The organism is Williamsia sp. Y853, from assembly GCF_056786495.1.
This window is the reverse complement of sequence record NZ_JBXCJC010000003.1, coordinates 527,257-545,877: the sequence shown is the minus strand read 5'-3', so window position 1 is coordinate 545,877 and position 18,621 is coordinate 527,257. Positions and strand designations below refer to the sequence as shown.

At 64.3% G+C, this 18,621-nt stretch carries 17 protein-coding genes and 1 riboswitch; of the genes, 6 read left to right on the top strand and 11 right to left on the bottom strand.

Features of this window, described 5'->3' with window-relative positions; genetic code table 11:
* Positions 1 to 6 precede the first annotated feature (6 nt).
* A complete protein-coding gene (locus AC1TPF_RS18695; RefSeq protein WP_482144941.1) occupies positions 7 to 1,659 on the top strand; it encodes a TerD family protein in 1,653 nt (550 codons plus the stop codon).
* A 22-nt stretch (positions 1,660 to 1,681) separates the two neighbouring features.
* Here the strand turns inward: AC1TPF_RS18695 and AC1TPF_RS18690 are convergent, their stop codons facing one another.
* Complete coding sequence (locus AC1TPF_RS18690) at positions 1,682 to 2,032, bottom strand: hypothetical protein (protein ID WP_482139466.1); 351 nt, start codon at positions 2,030 to 2,032, stop codon at positions 1,682 to 1,684.
* Between the two features lie 146 nt (positions 2,033 to 2,178).
* On the opposite strand from AC1TPF_RS18690, the gene AC1TPF_RS18685 reads away from it, so the two are divergent.
* A complete protein-coding gene (locus tag AC1TPF_RS18685) occupies positions 2,179 to 2,523 on the top strand; it encodes an RNA polymerase-binding protein RbpA (RefSeq protein ID WP_482139465.1) in 345 nt (114 codons plus the stop codon).
* Between the two features lie 100 nt (positions 2,524 to 2,623).
* Here the strand turns inward: AC1TPF_RS18685 and AC1TPF_RS18680 are convergent, their stop codons facing one another.
* From AC1TPF_RS18680 to cobN, 5 genes are all read right to left on the bottom strand, one after another.
* Positions 2,624 to 3,415 (bottom strand): polyprenol monophosphomannose synthase, encoded by a 792-nt coding sequence (locus AC1TPF_RS18680; RefSeq protein ID WP_482139464.1) that lies wholly within the window; start codon positions 3,413 to 3,415, stop codon positions 2,624 to 2,626.
* Positions 3,399 to 5,036: an apolipoprotein N-acyltransferase gene (gene lnt, locus AC1TPF_RS18675; protein ID WP_482144940.1), complete on the bottom strand. Its 1,638-nt coding sequence runs from the start codon at positions 5,034 to 5,036 to the stop codon at positions 3,399 to 3,401. Before lnt ends, AC1TPF_RS18680 begins: the two co-directional genes overlap by 17 nt.
* Positions 5,033 to 6,640: an amidohydrolase gene (locus tag AC1TPF_RS18670; protein WP_482139463.1), complete on the bottom strand. Its 1,608-nt coding sequence runs from the start codon at positions 6,638 to 6,640 to the stop codon at positions 5,033 to 5,035. Before AC1TPF_RS18670 ends, lnt begins: the two co-directional genes overlap by 4 nt.
* Positions 6,641 to 6,706: 66 nt before the next feature.
* On the bottom strand, positions 6,707 to 7,249 hold the full coding sequence (locus AC1TPF_RS18665) for an FxsA family protein (protein WP_482144939.1): 543 nt from the start codon (positions 7,247 to 7,249) through the stop codon (positions 6,707 to 6,709).
* Positions 7,250 to 7,349: 100 nt separating this feature from the next.
* Positions 7,350 to 10,949: a cobaltochelatase subunit CobN gene (gene cobN, locus AC1TPF_RS18660; protein WP_482144938.1), complete on the bottom strand. Its 3,600-nt coding sequence runs from the start codon at positions 10,947 to 10,949 to the stop codon at positions 7,350 to 7,352.
* Between the two features lie 52 nt (positions 10,950 to 11,001).
* Positions 11,002 to 11,077: riboswitch (adenosylcobalamin (AdoCbl) riboswitch) on the bottom strand.
* A gap of 114 nt (positions 11,078 to 11,191) precedes the next feature.
* On the opposite strand from cobN, the gene cobG reads away from it, so the two are divergent.
* Genes cobG through AC1TPF_RS18645 form a run of 3 tightly spaced genes read left to right on the top strand, consistent with a single transcriptional unit; the run spans position 11,192 to position 14,472 of the window.
* Entirely contained in the window at positions 11,192 to 12,319 is a 1,128-nt protein-coding gene (cobG, locus tag AC1TPF_RS18655; protein ID WP_482144937.1) for a precorrin-3B synthase, read from the top strand.
* A 24-nt stretch (positions 12,320 to 12,343) separates the two neighbouring features.
* On the top strand, positions 12,344 to 12,967 hold the full coding sequence (locus AC1TPF_RS18650) for a precorrin-8X methylmutase (protein WP_482139459.1): 624 nt from the start codon (positions 12,344 to 12,346) through the stop codon (positions 12,965 to 12,967).
* Positions 12,964 to 14,472, top strand: coding sequence for a precorrin-2 C(20)-methyltransferase (locus AC1TPF_RS18645; protein ID WP_482144936.1), 1,509 nt, complete (start codon positions 12,964 to 12,966; stop codon positions 14,470 to 14,472). Before AC1TPF_RS18650 ends, AC1TPF_RS18645 begins: the two co-directional genes overlap by 4 nt.
* Here the strand turns inward: AC1TPF_RS18645 and AC1TPF_RS18640 are convergent.
* Genes AC1TPF_RS18640 through dprE2 form a run of 4 tightly spaced genes read right to left on the bottom strand, consistent with a single transcriptional unit; the run spans position 14,457 to position 17,942 of the window.
* Positions 14,457 to 15,215, bottom strand: a complete 759-nt coding sequence (locus AC1TPF_RS18640) for a cobalt-precorrin-6A reductase (RefSeq protein ID WP_482144935.1) — start codon at positions 15,213 to 15,215, stop codon at positions 14,457 to 14,459. The two genes, AC1TPF_RS18645 and AC1TPF_RS18640, sit on opposite strands and share 16 nt — an antisense overlap.
* On the bottom strand, positions 15,212 to 15,979 hold the full coding sequence (cobM, locus tag AC1TPF_RS18635; protein ID WP_482144934.1) for a precorrin-4 C(11)-methyltransferase: 768 nt from the start codon (positions 15,977 to 15,979) through the stop codon (positions 15,212 to 15,214). Before cobM ends, AC1TPF_RS18640 begins: the two co-directional genes overlap by 4 nt.
* Complete coding sequence (gene cbiE / locus AC1TPF_RS18630) at positions 15,976 to 17,187, bottom strand: precorrin-6y C5,15-methyltransferase (decarboxylating) subunit CbiE (RefSeq protein ID WP_482144933.1); 1,212 nt, start codon at positions 17,185 to 17,187, stop codon at positions 15,976 to 15,978. The genes cobM and cbiE overlap by 4 nt, the downstream gene beginning before the upstream one ends.
* Positions 17,184 to 17,942, bottom strand: a complete 759-nt coding sequence (gene dprE2 / locus AC1TPF_RS18625; protein ID WP_482139454.1) for a decaprenylphospho-beta-D-erythro-pentofuranosid-2-ulose 2-reductase — start codon at positions 17,940 to 17,942, stop codon at positions 17,184 to 17,186. Before dprE2 ends, cbiE begins: the two co-directional genes overlap by 4 nt.
* 60 nt (positions 17,943 to 18,002) lie before the next feature.
* Between dprE2 and AC1TPF_RS18620 the strand changes: the two genes are divergently transcribed.
* Complete coding sequence (locus tag AC1TPF_RS18620) at positions 18,003 to 18,410, top strand: PPOX class F420-dependent oxidoreductase (protein WP_482139452.1); 408 nt, start codon at positions 18,003 to 18,005, stop codon at positions 18,408 to 18,410.
* 8 nt (positions 18,411 to 18,418) lie between these two features.
* On the opposite strand, the gene AC1TPF_RS18615 is transcribed toward AC1TPF_RS18620, so the two are convergent.
* Positions 18,419 to 18,604, bottom strand: coding sequence for a hypothetical protein (locus tag AC1TPF_RS18615; protein ID WP_482144932.1), 186 nt, complete (start codon positions 18,602 to 18,604; stop codon positions 18,419 to 18,421).
* Positions 18,605 to 18,621 lie beyond the last annotated feature (17 nt).

Genomic DNA, 18,621 nt, shown 5'->3' with positions numbered 1-18,621 from the left:
CGTCAGATGAATGAGCTGGTCGCCGGTCAGAACGCTCCGGCCGGTGAACATGCGCTGAGGTTTTCGGTCGCGGCGACGGGGTTCGAAGTCGACGTTGTCGGCCTCGTCGTCGACGACCGTCTGCATGTGCTCGGCTCCGATGACGTTGTCTTCTACAACCAGCCGGCGACGAGCGGTGTCACGCTGGCCGACGGCCAGTTGTCCATCGATCTCGACGCAGTGCGTCCTGGTGCCCGAGTGCTGTGCGCGGTTGGCTTCGATGACGTGCCCACCGAATTAGCGATGACCGGGATACGTGCGGAACTGACCGGTCGCGCGCAGTCGCCGGGGTTTGCGCTCACATTGCGCCCGACACTCGGCGAAACCGCGCTGCTGTGCTTTGAGCTGTATCAGCGGGTCGGTCAGTGGAAAGTGCGCGCGCTCGGTCAGGGCTACGAAGGTGGTCTGGCTCAACTGATGTCGAGCCACGGCGTCGACGTCGACGATGACGGCTCCGCGACCGACATTGCTTCGATGCCTCAAACTCCTGCCGCCCAACCAGTTTCGCCGGTCACCTCGGAAGACCTTCCGTCGGAGATGGTGCGGCTCGGATCCGACCATGGCGCTGCAATCGCCCGCGCCCACGTCATCTTCGAGGACGCGGCCCGCTCGGCGGCGGGTTTTGTTCAGTCCGAGGGCTTTGCGATCGAACGTCTCGATCGGGAACTCGCCGATGCGATGGCCGATCCGTCGCAGCGTAATTCCCCCGCGACGGCCCTCCTACGGGACGGCGCGCAAAAACGATGCGATGAGCTGGTGGCAGCCGCGCAGGACCGGTTCGATTCCGATTCCCGGGTTCTGATGGCTGAACTCGCCGCCATCGATCCCCAGTTGCCGCCGGCGATGGCGTCGTGGCAGTCCTCTGCGTGGTCACAGACCGACGGGCATACCGGCAGTGGGTTGCGGTTGGGAGAACTCGCAGCGCCCGAACGGGGTGAACTGCGACTCCCGTTCTGTATTCCGACGCCGATCCCGCGGCCCCTCTGGGTGCTCGAGAACGGTCAATCGGTGGTCTCGGTGGTGACGTCCCTGACTTTGCGACTGGTGACCGCCGCAAGAATGCTCACCTCGGCGTCGCACGACGGCGTCACCATCGACGTACTCGACCTCACCGGGAAGTTCGCGGCGCTGACCGCACTGCTCGCACCGGTGATGTTGGCGCCACCGGTCACCACACCGGACGCGGTGGCCCCGCGTCTGGATGTGCTCGAGTCGGCCATCGATCTGAACTTGATGGCCATGCAAGCGGGAACCGATGTGGGGAGCGGTCATGACGAGTTCGGCGTTCGGGTCGTGATCGTCGCAGACCTGCCGTTCGGCTGGGAGCCGAGCGATCTCGCCCGACTCCTGCGCATCGTCGATCGGGGAACCCGTCTGGGTTGGGCGTTCGTTTTCGCCGGGTCACTCGACGAACACGAGAGCGATCCACTGGTGGCCGCGATCGCCGACAACACCCTGGTGCTCCCGGTGACCGACGACGCGCGTGCGCACGACCCCTGGGTCGGCCTGGAGTGGACGCTCGAGGCCGAACAGCTCGATCCGCAATCGGAGGTCGCCCAACAGATCGTCGAGAGTCTTCGCAGCGGACAGTCGCGGTCGAATACCGGGCCACCGAGCTGACCGGACCGACCCGGGCCGACTGCTATCGCCAGCGCTCGGCTTCCTTGGCCAGTGCCACCAGTTCAGCGCCCAGCTCCGTCAACTCGTCGCGGCCGGCATCCTCGGCGACAGCGGTCGCGATGTCTTCGGCCGCACACCGCAATCGGAAGAGACGCTCGATCAGATCTTCGGCCTCTCCGGCGCTCAGAACCACCGAATCCGCAGGGATGGAACTTCCTGCGACCAAGTTTCGTTGTTCGTATGCGCGTTGACGACAGGATTGCTTGCAGTACTTGCGTCGGCGGCCGACCTCGGACTCGACGATCTCGCGTCCGCACCATGCGCAATTGTTGCGTGCGGTGCCGCGTCGCGACGCTGTGGCCTGGGGTTCCATAAGCAGTGAGGTTACTCCGCGCCGACGTCGGCACCGGGGGCAGCCACCCACCAAAATTCCGTCCGCGGCGCGATCGCGGAGGATTTAGCAGGACATCCGCACACACGCGTAAGATGGATAAGTAATCCAACGAAGGGATAGTAGTTATGGCAGATCGAGTTCTACGCGGCAGCCGCCTCGGAGCGGTGAGCTACGAGACCGATCGCGATCATGACCTCGCGCCGCGGCGCATGGTGAAGTACCGCACCGACAACGGCGAGATCTTCGATATTCCGTTTTCCGACGAAGCCGAGGTCCCGTCGACTTGGCCGTGCAAGAACGGTATGGAAGGCACGATTCTCGAAGGTACGGTCACCGAAGAGAAGAAGGTCAAGCCGCCGCGCACCCACTGGGACATGCTTCTCGAGCGTCGCAGCGAAGAAGAGCTCGAGGTGCTCCTGACCGAGCGTCTCGACCTCCTCAAGGCGCGCCGTCGGGGCACCAGCAGCTAGAGGTCTGACAGATCGGCTCAACGCAAACGAGCCACTTATACAAAGACGAGCCACATATTTGTGGCTCGTCTTCGTATAGGTGGCTCGTTTGTCGTAGGTGCTACTTCTTACGCAGCTTGTCGAGGCGATGGGTCAGGCCCCAACGCGGCACCTTGAATGCGGCTTCGCGGACGATGCTGCCGCTCATCTTCGACTCCCCCAGCTCACGTTCGGTGAACGTGATGGGTACCTCGGCCACATCGAAACCGGCTCGCACCGTGCGCCAGCCGAGGTCGACCTGGAAGCAATAGCCGTGCGATTCGATGGCGCCCAGATCCAGTGTCTCGAGTACGTGACGTCGGTATGCGCGGTAGCCACCGGTGATGTCTTTGATCGTCACACCGAGCGCGATCCGCGAATAGATATTGCCGCCGCGGGACAGGATCTCCCGGCGTCGCGGCCAGTTCACGACGGTGCCACCGGGGACATAGCGTGAGCCGATGACCAGATCGGCGCCGGCGTTGACCCGGTCGAGCAGGCGATGCAGCTCCTCGGGAGCGTGACTGCCGTCGGCGTCCATCTCGACCAGGACCGCGTAGTCGCGGGCCAGACCCCATTTGAAGCCGTCGATATAGGCGGCACCCAGACCGTTCTTCACGGAGCGGTGCATCACATGGATTCGTCCGTCACCGTCGGCTGCGGCCAGTTCGTCGGCGAGATCGCCGGTACCGTCCGGGCTGCTGTCGTCCACGATGAGAATGTGCACCGACGGCTGGGTCGCCTGGACCCGCTTGACGATCAGCGGCAGATTCTCGATCTCGTTGAAGGTCGGAATGATCACCAGGGTTCCCGCCCCGTCCGTCCCCACGACCGGACCGGTTGTGCGTGAGTTGTCCTCAGGCCCCGTCACCATGCTCCTCCTTTGACCATCCCCGTAACCTAATGCCTTGTACCACCAGGACCAAAAAACCGCAGACCGTCAAGAGTACGGCCAGACGCTCGGGCCACGGTCCGATCTTGGTGGCCACCGTCTCGTCGGTGTGCAGCGGAATCGACTCCACCAACATCGCCGGCTCGAAGAATCCGCTGCGTGCGGTGGTGTGCCCGTCGGGCGCGATGATGGCGCTGACGCCGCTCGTGGCCGCGACGACCACTGCACGTCCGTGTTCGACCGCTCGCAGCTGTGACATTGCCAGCTGTTGATAGGTCATCTGCGTGCGCCCGAAGGTGGCGTTGTTGGTGGGTACCGACAGGAACTCCGCACCCGACTGGACAGCTTTGCGCGCTGACCGGTCGAAGGCGATTTCCCAACACGTCGATACACCCACCCTCACGGTTTCACCGCTGTTGGTTTCGACATCGACAACACCAGGGCCGGTGCCCGGTTTGAAGTTGCCCGCAGACTCGGCGTACGACGAGAAATGCGTGAAAAAGCTTCGCCAGGGCAGATATTCGCCGAAGGGCTGGATGATCTGCTTGTCGTAACGGCCTTGGATCTGACGACCGTCCGATGCCTGGCGACCATCCCACACCAGCACGGTGTTCGTGGGCCTGCCATCGGGATTTCGAACCAGTGTTCCGACCAGGATCGGGGCATCGACCGCGACGGATGCCATCGTGATCAGTTCGGCGGCGTCCTCGTTGGTCGTGGGATCGATGTCGGATGCGTTCTCCGGCCAGATCACGATGTCCGGCTGCGGTTGTTCACCAGCCCGCACCGCAGCGGCCAGAGCCATGGTTTCGCGCACGTGGTTGTCGAGCACGGCTCGGCGTTGCTCATTGAAATCAAGGCCAAGGCGCGGCACATTGCCCTGAATGGCGGCGACGGTGATCTGGTTGTCGGAACTGTTGCGTGAATCCACGGAGGGCCACAGGAACGCCGCCACGATCGGGGTGATCAGCGTCATGATCAGCGCCGGAACCAGCCGATTCCACTGCCGCGGCGCGGTGGCGGCCCACATCAACACCGCTGCCAAGCCGGCACCACTCAACGCCACGGAGAAGGACACCAGCGGCGCCCCGCCAAGCGAGGCCAGGGACACCATCGGACCACCGAGCTGTCCGAATGCGGCACGGCCCCATGGGAAACCGCCGAAGGGAAATGACGAGCGGGCCCATTCGACGGTGACCCATGCCAACGCGAACCACAGCGGCCAGGCAGGCAACCGGAGCAGGCGGACGGCGAGGACCCCGAACAACCCGGTGTACAGCGACATCACCACTGCCAACGCCACCCACGGCAACGGGCCGACGTAGACGCCGATCCACGGCAGCAACGGGAGGAAGAAGCCGAGCCCGTACGCGAAGCCGTGCAAGAAGCCGTCACGGAATCGGGTGACGTCCTTGAGGGACAGGGCCAGCACCATCAGTGAGGCAATGCCCAGAAACCAGAGATTGCGAGGCGGGAAGGCCGCCCACATCAACAGACCACCGACCGCGGCGGTAACCGTCCGTAGGACCAACGGCGCGCGGACAAAAGCGCCTAGCCGGGCCGAGAGCGCCGACCCGCGTGATTCAACCGTGCCAGGGGTCACCGGGCGGCCCTGTCGTAAATCGCTCGTCCGGCGCGGACGGTGCGCACACAGTCCGGGAGTTTGCGTCCGGGTCGCAGATCGGGCAGCGCCGGTACGCGTGATCGTGGGTCGGTGGACCACCGCGCCACCTGGGGGTCGGCCGACCCCGCCACGACCAGTTCTTCGACCTCCCACACCGCGTAGTCGGCAGGCGCGCCCGGAACCAGCGTCCCGGCAACACCGTCGCGGTGACCGCCGGCCCGCCAGGCGCCGCGGGTCGAGGCGGCAAAGGCGGCGCGCGCCGAGATCGCGCTGGTCGGGTTGTTGTGATTGGAGGCGGCGGCGATGGCAGCCCACGGGCGCATCGATGTCACTGGTGCATCCGAGCTGAAGGACAGGCCAACACCCGCTTTGGCGAGTTGCGCGAAGTTGTTGAGCGATCGGCCACGTTCGGCACCGAGACGCTGTTCGTAGAGCTGGCCGGGGCCACCCCACAGGGCATCGAACAGCGGTTGCATGCTGGCGATCATGCCGCCCGCAGCCAGGATGGTGGCGTGGTCCGAGGTGACCATCTCGGCGTGTTCGATGCGGTGGCCCAGGCGCGCGAGCGCCGGACCGCCGAACTCGGCGGCAACATCGGCAACCGCCTGAACCAGCACGTCCATCGCCGCGTCCCCGATCACATGGAATCCCGACTGGATGCCGGCCTCGGTGCAGGCACGCAGATGGGTGGTCACGGTCTGCGCGTCGAGATAGCCGACGCCACACGTGTCGGCGTCGACGTAGGGCTCGCGAAGGAGCGCCGTGTGAGAACCGATCGCGCCGTCTATGAACAGGTCGCCGCCAAGCGCATGGGCGCGGGTCGACTCGATCAACGCCAATGCTTCTGCGGTATCGGATACCGCAGCGCCCCAGTAACGGCGGATCTCGACATCGTGTGCGAGATCGGCCAGCGAGAGGAAGTCGTCGAGTCCGCTGATGTCGGGTCCACCGTTTTCGTGGACGGCGACAATCCCGTTCGCGGCGGCATCGTCGAGCGCTGCCTGCTGGGCGCGATTGCGTCCGGTGGTACTCAGCAGCGCGCGGGCCGCACCGCGCACCCGATGGTGGGCGTCAGCGGTCAGCGGACCCTGCGGGTCGTACCCGAAGGCGCCGGTCAACCCGTCGGCGCGGATGCGCAAAGCGGTTGATGCGACTGCGGAATGTTCGTCGATCCGGGCCAGATACACCGGACGATCTCCGACTACGGCATCGATGTCCGCTGTCGAGGGATGTCCGTCCGGCCATGTCGACTCGTCCCAGCCCAACCCCCAGATGAGGTCGGTGTCGGTGTGTTCGGCGTTGTACCGGCGCAACCTCGCGAGGCAGTCTTCACGGCTGACCGCATCGCTGAGGTCGAGTCCGCGCAGGGCGAGCCCCGTCGACGTGAGGTGAACATGAGAATCGACGAACGCGGGTGCAACAAGTGCCCCGTCGAGGTCGATGACTTCAGCATTGGGGTGCAGTACACGTCCGACCGGATCCGAACCGACCCAGACGACCACGCCGTTTTCGATCGCAATAGCAGTTGCATCGGGGGCCACCGGCGAATAAATGTGCCCGCCGATCAGCAGTTGACTCTCCACGACCGTCCAGTCTGCCTGCCGGACGGTGGCGGGCTGTTGTCAGGGTTACCGACAGGGGTACAAGGATCAGAGGTCGGGGTGCGACTTGGGCAGTTGACGACGGGTCGGGTCGTGGTCGGCCGGGCCGTAGGTGGTGTCGACAACCTGTCCGTCGACAACGGTGACACCGGCCATCCCGCGGCCATATCGCGCGTAGCCCTCCATCGCGCCGACGACCTTGCGGGTACCGACCGCGATGACCAGTGGGCGCAGGACCATTCGAACAGGCTTGAGCAGCAACAGGATACCGATGACGGTGGTGACCAGACCGGGTACGACCATCGCGATGGTCGCACCGGCCAGCAGTGCGGTGTCAGCGACCGGTGCTGCCGATCCGGCAGGACCGGCAGGCGCTCCCGCAGCAGCGTTCTGTCCGGCGGCGCGGAGATTGGCGAGGACCTTGGCACCTTGGCGGCGGAGCAACCAGAAGCCGAGGAGCATCGTGGCGATCACCAGCAGGACCGCCCACGCGAAACCGATCGCAAAACAAAGCCCCACGAAGGCGGCTATTTCTATCGCCACGTAGGTGAGAAAGAGTGCGAGCTTCATGAGATCAACCATCCTGGTCATCGGCAGTGCGTACACAGAGTCAACGATCAGGCCGCCCGATTTTCTCCCGATCCCCCGAATTCAATCGCACCAGGCGCGATGGCTTCGAACTCGGGTCGTCTCAGGCCCCCTCGATGTCGCCTTCGGTCTCGAGAAACACCCGCCGCAGTTCATCGAGCATCTGCGGTGGAGGTGCCGACCACATCTCGCGCTGCGCCGCCTCCAGGAGACGTTCGGCGATGCCGTGCAGCGCCCAGGGGTTGGACTTGTTCATGAACTCCTGGTTGGCCTCGTCGAGCACGTACGACTCGGTCAGCTGCTCGTACATCCAGTCGGCCATCACGTTGGTGGTGGCGTCGTAGCCGAATAGGTAGTCAACCGTGGCGGCCATCTCGAATGCGCCCTTGTAGCCATGGCGCTGCATCGCGGCGATCCAACGCGGGTTGACCACGCGGGCCCGGAAGACCCGCGTGGTCTCTTCCGACAGGGTGCGCGTGCGAACGTTGTCCGGGCTGGTGCTGTCGCCGATGTAGGCCTCGGGATCCTTGCCGGTCAATGCCCGGACCGTGGCGACCATGCCACCGTGGTACTGGAAGTAGTCGTCGGAATCGGCGATGTCGTGTTCGCGGGTGTCGGTGTTCTTGGCGGCGACGGCAATGCGCCGGTATGCCGATCGCATGTCGTCGACCGCGGCCACACCTTCACGTCCGCGGCCATACGCGTAACCACCCCAGGCGGTGTACACCTCGGCCAGATCGGCATCGCTGCGCCAGTCCTTGGAGTCGATCAGTTGGAGCAGGCCTGCGCCGTAGGTTCCGGGCTTCGACCCGAAAATACGACTGGTGGCGCGGTCGACGTCGCCGTGGTCGGCAACGTCGGAACGCGCATGGGCGGCAACGTAGTTCGACTCGTCGGGTTCGTCGAGTGCGGCGATCATCCGGACGGCATCGTCGAGGATCGTGATCACATGTGGGAAGGCGTCCCGGAAGAATCCGGAGATGCGCACCGTGACATCGATACGGGGACGGCCGAGTTCGGCGAGGCTGATCAGGTCCAGTTTTGTCACCCGGCGCGACGCCTCATCCCAGATCGGCATCACCCCGAGGAGTGCGAGAACCTCGGCGATGTCGTCGCCGGACGTGCGCATCGCGCTGGTCCCCCACACCGACAAGCCCACGGACTTCGGATACTCGCCGTGGTCCGAGAGATAGCGCGCCAGAAGCGAATCCGCCATCGCGCGGCCGGTCTCCCAGGCAAGTTTCGACGGTACAGCCTTCGGGTCGACCGAATAGAAGTTGCGGCCGGTCGGCAATACGTTGATCAGTCCACGTAGTGGTGATCCGCTCGGCCCGGCAGGGATGAATCCACCACCGAGCGCGTGGAGAATCCGTGGGACCTCCTGATCGGTTTGGCGGAGCCGAGGAACGATCTCGGAGCCTGCGAAGTCGAGGATCTTGCGAACATCGGCCGGGTGACCTTCGGCGACAGTGGCGATGGTCGCGGCGTCCCAGTTGCCCTTGGCGCAACCCGCCACCAATTCCCGGGCGATCGCTTCGATGCTGTCGGTGGCGTTGCGGCCTGCGGTTCCGTCTTCGGTGAGCCCCAATGCTTCTCGAAGTCCGGGAAGGCTCTGCGTTCCGCCCCACAATTGCCGGGCGCGCAACATTGCCAGCACCAGATCGACCTCGACATCACCTGCCGGTGGCTGTCCGAGGATGTGGAGTCCGTCGCGGATCTGAACGTCTTTGATCTCGCACAGCCAACCGTCGACGTGCAACAGCATGTCGTCGAAGACGTCTTCCTCGGGACGCTCCGACAACCCGAGATCATGATCCATCTTCGCGGCCTGCAAGAGGGTCCAGATCTGCTGGCGGATCGCCGGGAGTTTGTTCGGGTCGAGCGCGGAAATGTTGGCGTGCTCGTCGAGCAGTTGCTCCAAACGCGAGATGTCGCCGTAACTTTCGGCCCGTGCCATCGGCGGGATCAGGTGATCGACCAGCGTGGCGTGCGCCCGGCGCTTCGCCTGGGTGCCTTCGCCCGGATCGTTCACCAGGAACGGATAGATCATCGGCAGATCCCCGATGGCGGCATCGGTGCCACACGAGGCCGACATACCCAGTGTCTTGCCCGGCAGCCATTCGAGGTTGCCGTGCTTGCCGACATGGACGACGGCGTCGGCGGCAAAGTGATCGTGCGACGACAACCAGCGATAACACGCCAGATAGTGATGACTCGGCGGCAGATCCGGGTCGTGATAGATCGCAACCGGGTTCTCACCGAAGCCGCGTGGTGGTTGGACCATCAGCACGATGTTCCCGAATTGCATTGCCGCGATCACGATATCGCCGTCCGGATTGACCGAGCGGTCGACGAACAGTTCGCCGGGGGCCGGCCCCCAGTGTTCGATCATCGTCGTCCGGAGGTCTTCGGGCAGCGTGCCGAACCAGTCGCGGTAGTCCGCCGCTGACAGCCGGATCGGGTTGGCTGCCAACGCTTCTTCGGTGAGCCAGTCGGGATCTTGTCCACCGGCGGCGATCAGCGTGTGGATCAGTGTGTCCGAATCGTTCTCGGCCAGACCGGGAACCGAGCCGTCGCCGGATTCCGGTCCGATGTCGTAGCCCGCGTCCCGCATGGCCTCGAGCAATCGGAGCAGACTCTGTGGGGTGTCGAGCCCCACTGCGTTCCCGATCCGAGCATGTTTGGTCGGGTATGCAGACAACATCACGGCAACCCGGCGATCAGCCGGTGCGATGTGCCGAAGTAGCCCGTGGCGCACAGCGATTCCGGCGACTCGTGCACACCGTTCGGAATCCGGGCGGTACCAGGGCAGGCCGTCTTCACCGATCTCCTTGAACGAGAACGGAACCGTGATGATCCGTCCGTCGAACTCGGGTACCGCAACCTGCGTGGCGACGTCCAATGGGGACATGCCATCGTCGTTCGCCGCCCATCCGGCACGGGACGATGTCAGGCACAGTCCCTGCAGGATCGGGATGTCCAGACGGGCGAGTTGTTCGATGTTCCAGTTCTCGTCGTCGCCACCGGCCGACGCGGTGGCAGGCGTCGTACCCCCGGCGGCAAGCACCGTGACCACCAGCGCATCGGCCACCGCAAGCTGTTCGAGCAGATCATCGGGCGCGGTCCGCAGCGACGCGCAGAAGATCGGCAGTGCCCGGCCGCCCTTGTCCTCGATCGCGTCGCAGAGTGCGTTGATGTAAGCGGTGTTGCCTGCCAGATGCTGGGCTCGGTAGTACAGAACCGCGATCGTCGGCCCGCTGGTCTCGACCCGGGGTTTGCGTTCCAGAATCCCCCACTGCGCGGTGGTTGCCGGAGAACTGAACCCGTGGCCGGTGAGCAGCAGGGTGTCCGACAAAAACGCGTGGAGGTTCGCGAGATTGTCCGGTCCGCCCTGGGCCAGGTAGTTGTGTGCGTCGGCGGCGACCCCGGGAGCGACCGTCGACATCGACATCAGATCGGGATCGGGCAGCTGTTCACCGGAGAGCACCACGGTCGGCAACCCGGCGGCGATCACCGCGTCCAGGCCCTGTTCCCACATCCGGCGGCCACCGAGAATCCGCACAACCACCAGGTCGGCCCCGTTCAGGAGTCGAGGTAGGTCTTCATCGACGAGAAGACGTGACGGGTTCGCGAGGCGATAGTCGGCGCCGCTCGCCTTGGCCGTCAGCAGATCCGTGTCCGATGTGGACAGCAGCAAGATCACGAGGACCTCCTTGCCGGGAATGCGCGCCCGGCGGTTGGGGTGTAGCAGCGGAGCAACAAGGGTCTGACTTGGGGTTTCCCCATTACAGTGGCGCGACCGTGCCGGATTCTCACCGGCTTCCTCGTTGCGGAATTGCATCAGCATATAAGACCGGCAATTCCAAGTGATCCGACGGCGATGAGTCGGGCAACTGACCGCCACCGAGCGGTGGAAAGTTGATCGGCGCCAGTACCGTGGAACGCATGAGTCGACCGTCCGATCGTTGCCCCGGTGTGTTCTCGGCGCATCCGGCAGCAGATGGCCATCTGGCTCGGATCCGGCTGCCCGGCGGTCTGATCACCCCGATCCAGATGCAATCCCTGGTAGGGGTGGCGGATGACTTCGGCGACGGTCATCTCGAATTGACCTCGCGCGGCAACGTCCAACTGCGTGGGATCGCCGACGTGGACGGTGCCGGCGAACGCATACTCGAGGCCGGCCTGATCCCGTCTCCCAGTCACGAGCGGGTCCGCAACCTGCAGCTTTCAGCATTGACGGGGCGGCGCGGAGGGCTGATCGATGCGCGGCCGATCCTGGACGACTTCGACATCCGCCTGCAGTCCGACCCGGTGCTGGCGAGTCTCCCGGGCCGGATCCTGTTCGGCGTCGACGACGGGCGTGGCGACATCCTCGCCCAGGGTCCCGACATCGGTGTGCTGGCGATCGATGATCGAGCGTTTGACGTGCTCATCGGCGGAAAGCCGACCGGACGTCGGGTCTCGGCAGATGATGCCGCGGCCCTCATGATCGACCTGGCGCATGCGTTTCTGGCTGACCGGTCCGACGAATGGCGCGTGCAGGATGTTGCCGATCGGACCACCATCGACAACATCTTGGCGACACTGCAGACAACTGGTGAATACCCGAGGTCAGAGCCTATTTCGGAACCACGGGTGGGTTGGTTGACGCAGGATCACGACGACCTGGTGGCACTCGGTTCGGTGGTCGCGCATGGACGGGTCCCGGCGCGAGTCGGCGAGTTCCTGGCTGCCATCGAACGCGACATCTACCTGACGCCGCAAAAAGAGATCCTGATCGTTGACCTGTCAGAAGGCATGGCCGACACCGTACTTCGGGTGATGGCACCGATGGGCCTGATCTTCGACGAGAGTTCACCATGGACCAAGGTCACCGACTGCACCGGATCACCCGGCTGCGACAAATCGCATGCCGATGTCCGTCGGGATTTGGAACTGCACCTGACGTCAGATGACGTCGCGGTCGACGACCGTGAGCACTGGGTCGGCTGCGAACGCGGGTGCGGTTCGCCTCAAGAGAACCATCTTCGGGTCGAAGCCACAGCGACGGGGTACAAGCGTCGCCGACTCTGATCGGCATCTATGGTGGCGAGCACTATGTACACCTACATTCGAGACGGCGCCGAGATCTACCGGCAGTCATTCGCGACAATTCGTGCCGAATCCGACCTCACCATGTTCGACGATGACCTGTCGCAGGTGGTTGTCCGGATGATCCATGCCTGCGGTCAGGTCGATCTGACCGCCGACGTGCGAGCCAGTGCAGGTCTGGTGACCGCGGCCCGCACGGCGATGGAAGCCGGAGCGCCGATCCTCTGCGATGCGAACATGGTCGCGTCCGGCGTGACCCGCAAGCGGTTGCCCGCAGACAACGATGTGCTCTGTCTACTCGGCGACAGTCGGGTCCCGGACTTGGCTGCGGAACTGGAGACCACAAGAACCGCTGCTGCGGTGGACCTTTGGCGACCGATGCTCGAGGGATCCGTGGTTGCGATCGGCAACGCGCCAACCGCGCTCTTTGCGCTCCTGGAGCTGATCGATGCAGGCGGACCACGGCCGGCTGCGGTCATCGGCGCGCCGGTTGGATTCATCGGCGCTGCGGAATCCTGTGCAGCGCTTGCCGATCGAAACGATCTCGAGTACTTGACGGTACTCGGCCGTCGCGGCGGGTCGGCGATCACCGCCGCCGCTCTCAACGCACTTGCCTCGAAGGTGGAATGACGATGACCAGCAGTGGAAAATTGTGGGGCGTGGGCTTGGGGCCCGGTGACAGCGAACTGGTCACCGTGAAGGCCGCCCGCGTCATCGGCGAGGCTGATGTGATCGCGTATCACTGTGCCCGCCATGGTCGTTCGATCGCCCGGTCGGTGGCCCAGCCGTACCTTCGGGAAGGTCAGCTCGAGGAACGGCTGATGTACCCGGTCACCACCGAGACCACCGATCACCCCGGTGGCTATCGTGGCGCGCTCGACGACTTCTATGCAGATGCCGCGGAAGTCCTCGCCGCGCATCTGCGTGCGGGACGTTCGGTGGCGTTGCTGGCCGAAGGTGACCCACTTTTCTACAGCTCGTACATGCACATGCACAAGAGGCTGACCGAGCGTTTCGACACCGAGATCATCCCGGGTGTCACGTCTGTGAGCGCTTCGGCAGCCGCCACCGGTATGCCATTGGTCGAAGCCGAGGAGACCCTGACCGTGCTGCCGGGCACGCTTCCCAAGGCAGAACTCGTCCGTCGACTGCGTGACAGCGATGCGGTGGCGATCATGAAACTCGGCCGGACATTCCCGGAAGTAGTTGCAGCGCTGCGCGAATCCGGTGTCATCGACCGGGCGTGGTATGTCGAACGCGCCTCGACGGGTGCGCAGAAGGTCATGCCCGTGGTCGACGTCGACGCATCGACGGTGCCGTACTTTTCGATGGTCGTCATTCCCGGTGAGCTCAACAACGCGCAACCATCTGCACCTGTGGCCGGCGCAGCCGGTGAGGTTGTTGTCGTCGGCTTGGGACCTGGCGCCGACCGGTGGACCACCCCGGAAGTGCGTGCGGAGCTGGCGAAGGCGACCGATCTGGTGGGCTACAAGACCTATCTCGACAGGGTGACTCCCCGACCCGGACAACGTATGCATGCCAGTGACAACCGTGTGGAGTCCGAACGGGCCTGCATGGCACTGGATCTGGCAAAGAATGGCGCCCGGGTGGTAGTGGTGTCCTCGGGCGATCCTGGCGTGTTTGCGATGGCGGCAGCAGTCGTCGAAGAAGCAGCGGACCCGCAATGGCGCGACGTTCCCGTGCGGGTGGTGCCCGGAGTGACCGCGGCCAACGCCGTCGCAAGCCTTGCGGGCGCTCCGCTCGGACATGACTATGCGGTGATCTCCTTGTCCGACCGCCTCAAAAGCTGGGATGTGATCACGGCGCGGGTGCGGGCTGCACTGGCCGCGGATCTGGTGCTCGCGATTTACAACCCCGGATCGGTCAGCAGGAATTGGCAAGTCGCGGAACTCAAGGACATCGTTCTGGAGTCCAAGGACCCGTCAACGCCGATCATCCTGGGACGCGACGTGGGTGGCCCCGAGCAGTCGGTGGTGATCACTACCGTCGGGGAGTTCGATCCTGTCGTGGTCGACATGCGGACGCTGCTGATAATCGGTTCGTCGACCACAACGGTCGTCGACCGAGTCGGAGGCCCGGTGGCGTTCACCAATCGCCGCTACGAGAGCAGCTGACGAACCCAGACTGCGGCGGCGGAAGCCGTTTCGACGGTTTCGCCGCCGGGTGGGGTAGGTCGCCGAACCATGACGACCGGCAGTGAGAGTTGCCGCGCTGCTTCAAGTTTCGCCTGAACCAGCGGACCACCACTGTTCTTCGTGACGACCACGTCGATGCGGTGTTCACGCATCAGGGCAAGTTCGCCGTCGACGGTGTACGGCCCGCGGCTACGGATGATCTGATGCTGCGCTGGTATCGCTCGCTCGGGTGGGTCGACGAGGCGGATCAGAAACCAGGCGTCGTCGATGTCAGCGAAGGCGTCTACATCCTGGCGACCGGTGGTGAGGAAGACTCGGGGACTTCCCGGTTCGCCCGCCAACTCCGCCACGGTCCTGGCGGCTCCGGCGATGTCGGGTACGTCGATCCAGCGATCCCCCGGTTGCGAGAGCCATTCGGGGCGTCGCAAGGTCAGCATCGGTATATCGACTTCTGTTGTTGCGGTAACGGCGTTGGCTGAGATCTGACGGGCAAACGGGTGGGTCGCGTCGACCACTGCCGTGCAGTTGTTGTCCCTCAGCCACACTGTCATACCGTCGACGCCGCCGAACCCGCCGATGCGGACGTCGCCGACCGGTAGCGCAGGATTCTTGACCCGGCCCGCGAGCGAGGTGACAACCCGCACTCCTTCGCCGACGAGTTCCTTTGCGAGAGCGCGGGCTTCTGCGGTCCCGCCGAGGACGAGGACTGTGCCCTCGCTCATGACGAATGAGGGTCGGTGCGCAGCTTGGTCATCCGGGCTGACGAGTACAGATAGCTGTCCGGGAACTCATCCGCGGCCAGGACGCGTCCGACAAAGATAACCGCGGTGCGCTGAATATCGTTCAGTTTCAGCTGGTTCGGGAGCTCTGCCAACGTGCACCGAACGATCTGCTGGTTGTCGCGGCTGGCGAAGGCGACCACGGCAGTGGGACAGTCGCTTCCGTAGTGCGGTGTCAGGGCATCGACTACCTGTTGGGCTCGATGGGCGGCCAAGTGGATCGCCATCGTGACACCTGTGCGGGCGAGTTCTTCGAGTCGTTCGCCTTCGGGCATGTCGGTTGACAGCGTGGATACTCGGGTGATCAGCAGCGACTGACCGACGCCGGGCACCGTGAGTTCTTGTCCCAATGCTGCGGCGGCCGCGGTGAAGGCAGGAACGCCCGGGACGATTTCGTAAGAGATTCCTTGCGGCTGCAGCAATCTGACCTGTTCTGCCACCGCCGAATACAGTCCGGGGTCGCCTGAATGCAGTCGAGCCACATCATGCCCGGCATGGGTCGCGGTCACGATGTGGTCGATGATCTGCGGAAGAGGCATCTTCGCTGTGTTGATCAAAGTGGCCCCGGGTGGACAATGTTCGAGCATCTCCGCGGGAACCAGCGACCCGGCGTACAGGCAGGTGTTGCACTGCGAGAGCAACTTTGCGCCTCGGAGGGTGATCAGGTCGGCGGCGCCGGGTCCGGCTCCGATGAAGTACACCGTCATGAGTTGGTCCTCGGTTTGTCGGCGATCCACTGTGTCACTGGGAGCGTTGGTCGCCAGGTTGTCATTGATCCGAGCGGCTCGGCGTGGTCGATCTGGAATCGGCGGAGGCTACCGCCGACTGCGGCATGCCATTTCACCAAGACTGCCTCAGATTCAAGTGTGACCGCGTTGGCCACTATCCGTCCGCCGTCGAGCAAGGCATCCCAGCACTCCTCCACCATCCCCGGGACCGTCACGCCTCCCCCGATGAAGATCGCATCGGGATCAGGTGCGTGGGTCAACTGCTCGGGCGCAGCGCCGTGGACCGTCAGTCCTGCGCTCACGCCGAGCTCGGCTGCGTTGTGCACGATGCGTCCACGACGTACGTCGTTGGATTCGAAAGCGATTGCGGTGCAGGTCCGGTCGGTGCGCAGCCACTCGATGGCGATACTGCCTGCGCCCGCTCCGACATCCCAGAGCAGTTGGCGGGCGGCCGGCCGCAAGGCGGTGACGGTCAGCGCGCGGACTGCCTGCTTGGTGAGCTGTCCGTCGTTACTGAAGTCGGTGTCCGGCAGACCTGCCTGGCTACTGACGGCCGGACCGAGACAGTCGACAGCGATGATGTTGAGCTGGTCGCCGGCAGGCGCGGCCCACGTTCGTGCGATACCTGTGACCTGGCGTTCGCTGTCGGAGCCGAGCTGTTCGAGGACGGTGAGTTGCGACCATCCGAACCCGTGGGCCGTGAGCAATTCTGCGACGGCCGCCGGAGTGGTGTTGTCGCGGCTGAGGATCAGCAGCCGAACGCTGTCGGAGACTCCCGAGAGGATCGAATCGAGGGGGCGATCGACAACACTGCGGATGCGCGTCGTGGCAAGGTCCCAGCCGAGACGGGCGGAGGCCAGGCTGACGCTCGATACCGAAGGCAGGATGCGCACGTGTTGCGCGCCCACCTGTTTCACGATCGATGCCCCGACGCCGTGGAACATCGGGTCACCCGAGGCGAGGATGTGAATGGTGTGCGGGTGCGTGTCGGCCAGTAGTCGCTGGAGGTGCTTCGACATCGGGCTGTCCCACCGGTGGAGCGTCGCCTCGAGTGGCGCCAACAGATCCAGCTGGCGCACGGAACCGTAGATGTCGGTGGCAGAGCGCAATTCGCGCTGCGAGTTTCCGGACAGGCCGTCCCAGCCGTCGGCGCCGATGCCGACGACCACAAACTTCAGATCAGTCATCGAGGCATCCGTCGCCAGATCGCCTGGGGCAGGAGCTTCATCACAAAGAAGACAGGACGCAGCTTTCCGGGGACCCAGACCACATGCTTACCTCGGTGCAGCGCTTTGACCACTGCGTCGGCAACCTGTGGTGCGGTACTCGACATCGGAGCAGGTTTGATCCCGGAGGCCATCAGATCTTTTGTCATGCTGCCGATGACAAATCCGGAGCGGACGAGCAATAGGTGTACCCCACTGCCGTGCAATGCATCTGACAATCCGCTGGCAAAGCCGTCTAGCCCGGCCTTGGTGGAGCCGTAGACGTAGTTGGCGCGCCGGACCCGGACGCCTGCAACGGATGAGAAGACGACGATGTTGCCTCGTTTGGCGGCCCGCATCGCGACGGCCAACGGAGTCAGCACGCTGATTTGGGCGAGGTAGTCGGTGTGCGCGATCTGTAGTGCGTGGGCGCTGTCGACCTCTGCCCTCGCCTGATCGCCGAGGATTCCGAAGGCCACGATCGCATCGTCGATGGGCCCGTGTTCGGCAACGATCTGCTGAATCAGGCCCTCATGTGTTGAGGTGTCGTTCGCATCGAACTCGACCATATGGACAGCTGCCGCATTTTCGGACTCCAGCCGTTCGCGCTGATCATCGAGGTCGGACGACCTCCGAGCCGCCAAGATCACGGTCGCCCCTGCAGCGATCCGAGCTGCAACCTCCAGCCCGATCTCACTGCGACCACCGAACAGCACAACCACTCGCCCATTACTCACCAGGCCAGTATCCCAAACGACTTTGGGAGGAGGGACGGTCGCGTTGGCTAAGGTCGGCTTGTGCCCAAAACACCAAACGACTTAACCCCCGCAGCAATGGACTTCCTCACCGAACGCCACCTCGGGAGCCTGACCACCGTCCGTGCATCGGGGACCCCTCATGTTGTTGCTGTGGGATTCACCTACGACGCCGAGGCGAAGATCGCACGAGTGATCACCTTCGAAGGCAGCCAGAAGGTGAAGAACGTCGACCGGTCTGGATACGCCGCCGTGTTCCAGGTGAACGGACCGCAGTGGTTGACGCTGGAAGGCAAAGCATCGGTCCACCGTGACCCCGAGGCTGTCGCCGAAGGAGTCCGTCGCTATGCGGCTCGCTACAAGGAGCCCAAAGTGAACCCACGCCGGGTGGTCATACAGATCAACGTCGAACGCATACTGGGTTCGCAGTCGCTGATGGTCACCGCCTAGGCAAGACGCTACGCATCCTGGTCAGTGCTATCCGGTTCGGGATCGGGTTGGACCTCAGGTTCGCCGCCGGTCAGTTCCGCCAACTTGTCAGCCAACACCGCCCGGCGGTCGGCAAGAACCTTCTCCCAGGCCGCCGCGAAGGTCTCGTTGACATGCTGGGCACGATTGACCCGCGGTTTTCTTTCCGGATCCACCGACGATGGTGGTATCC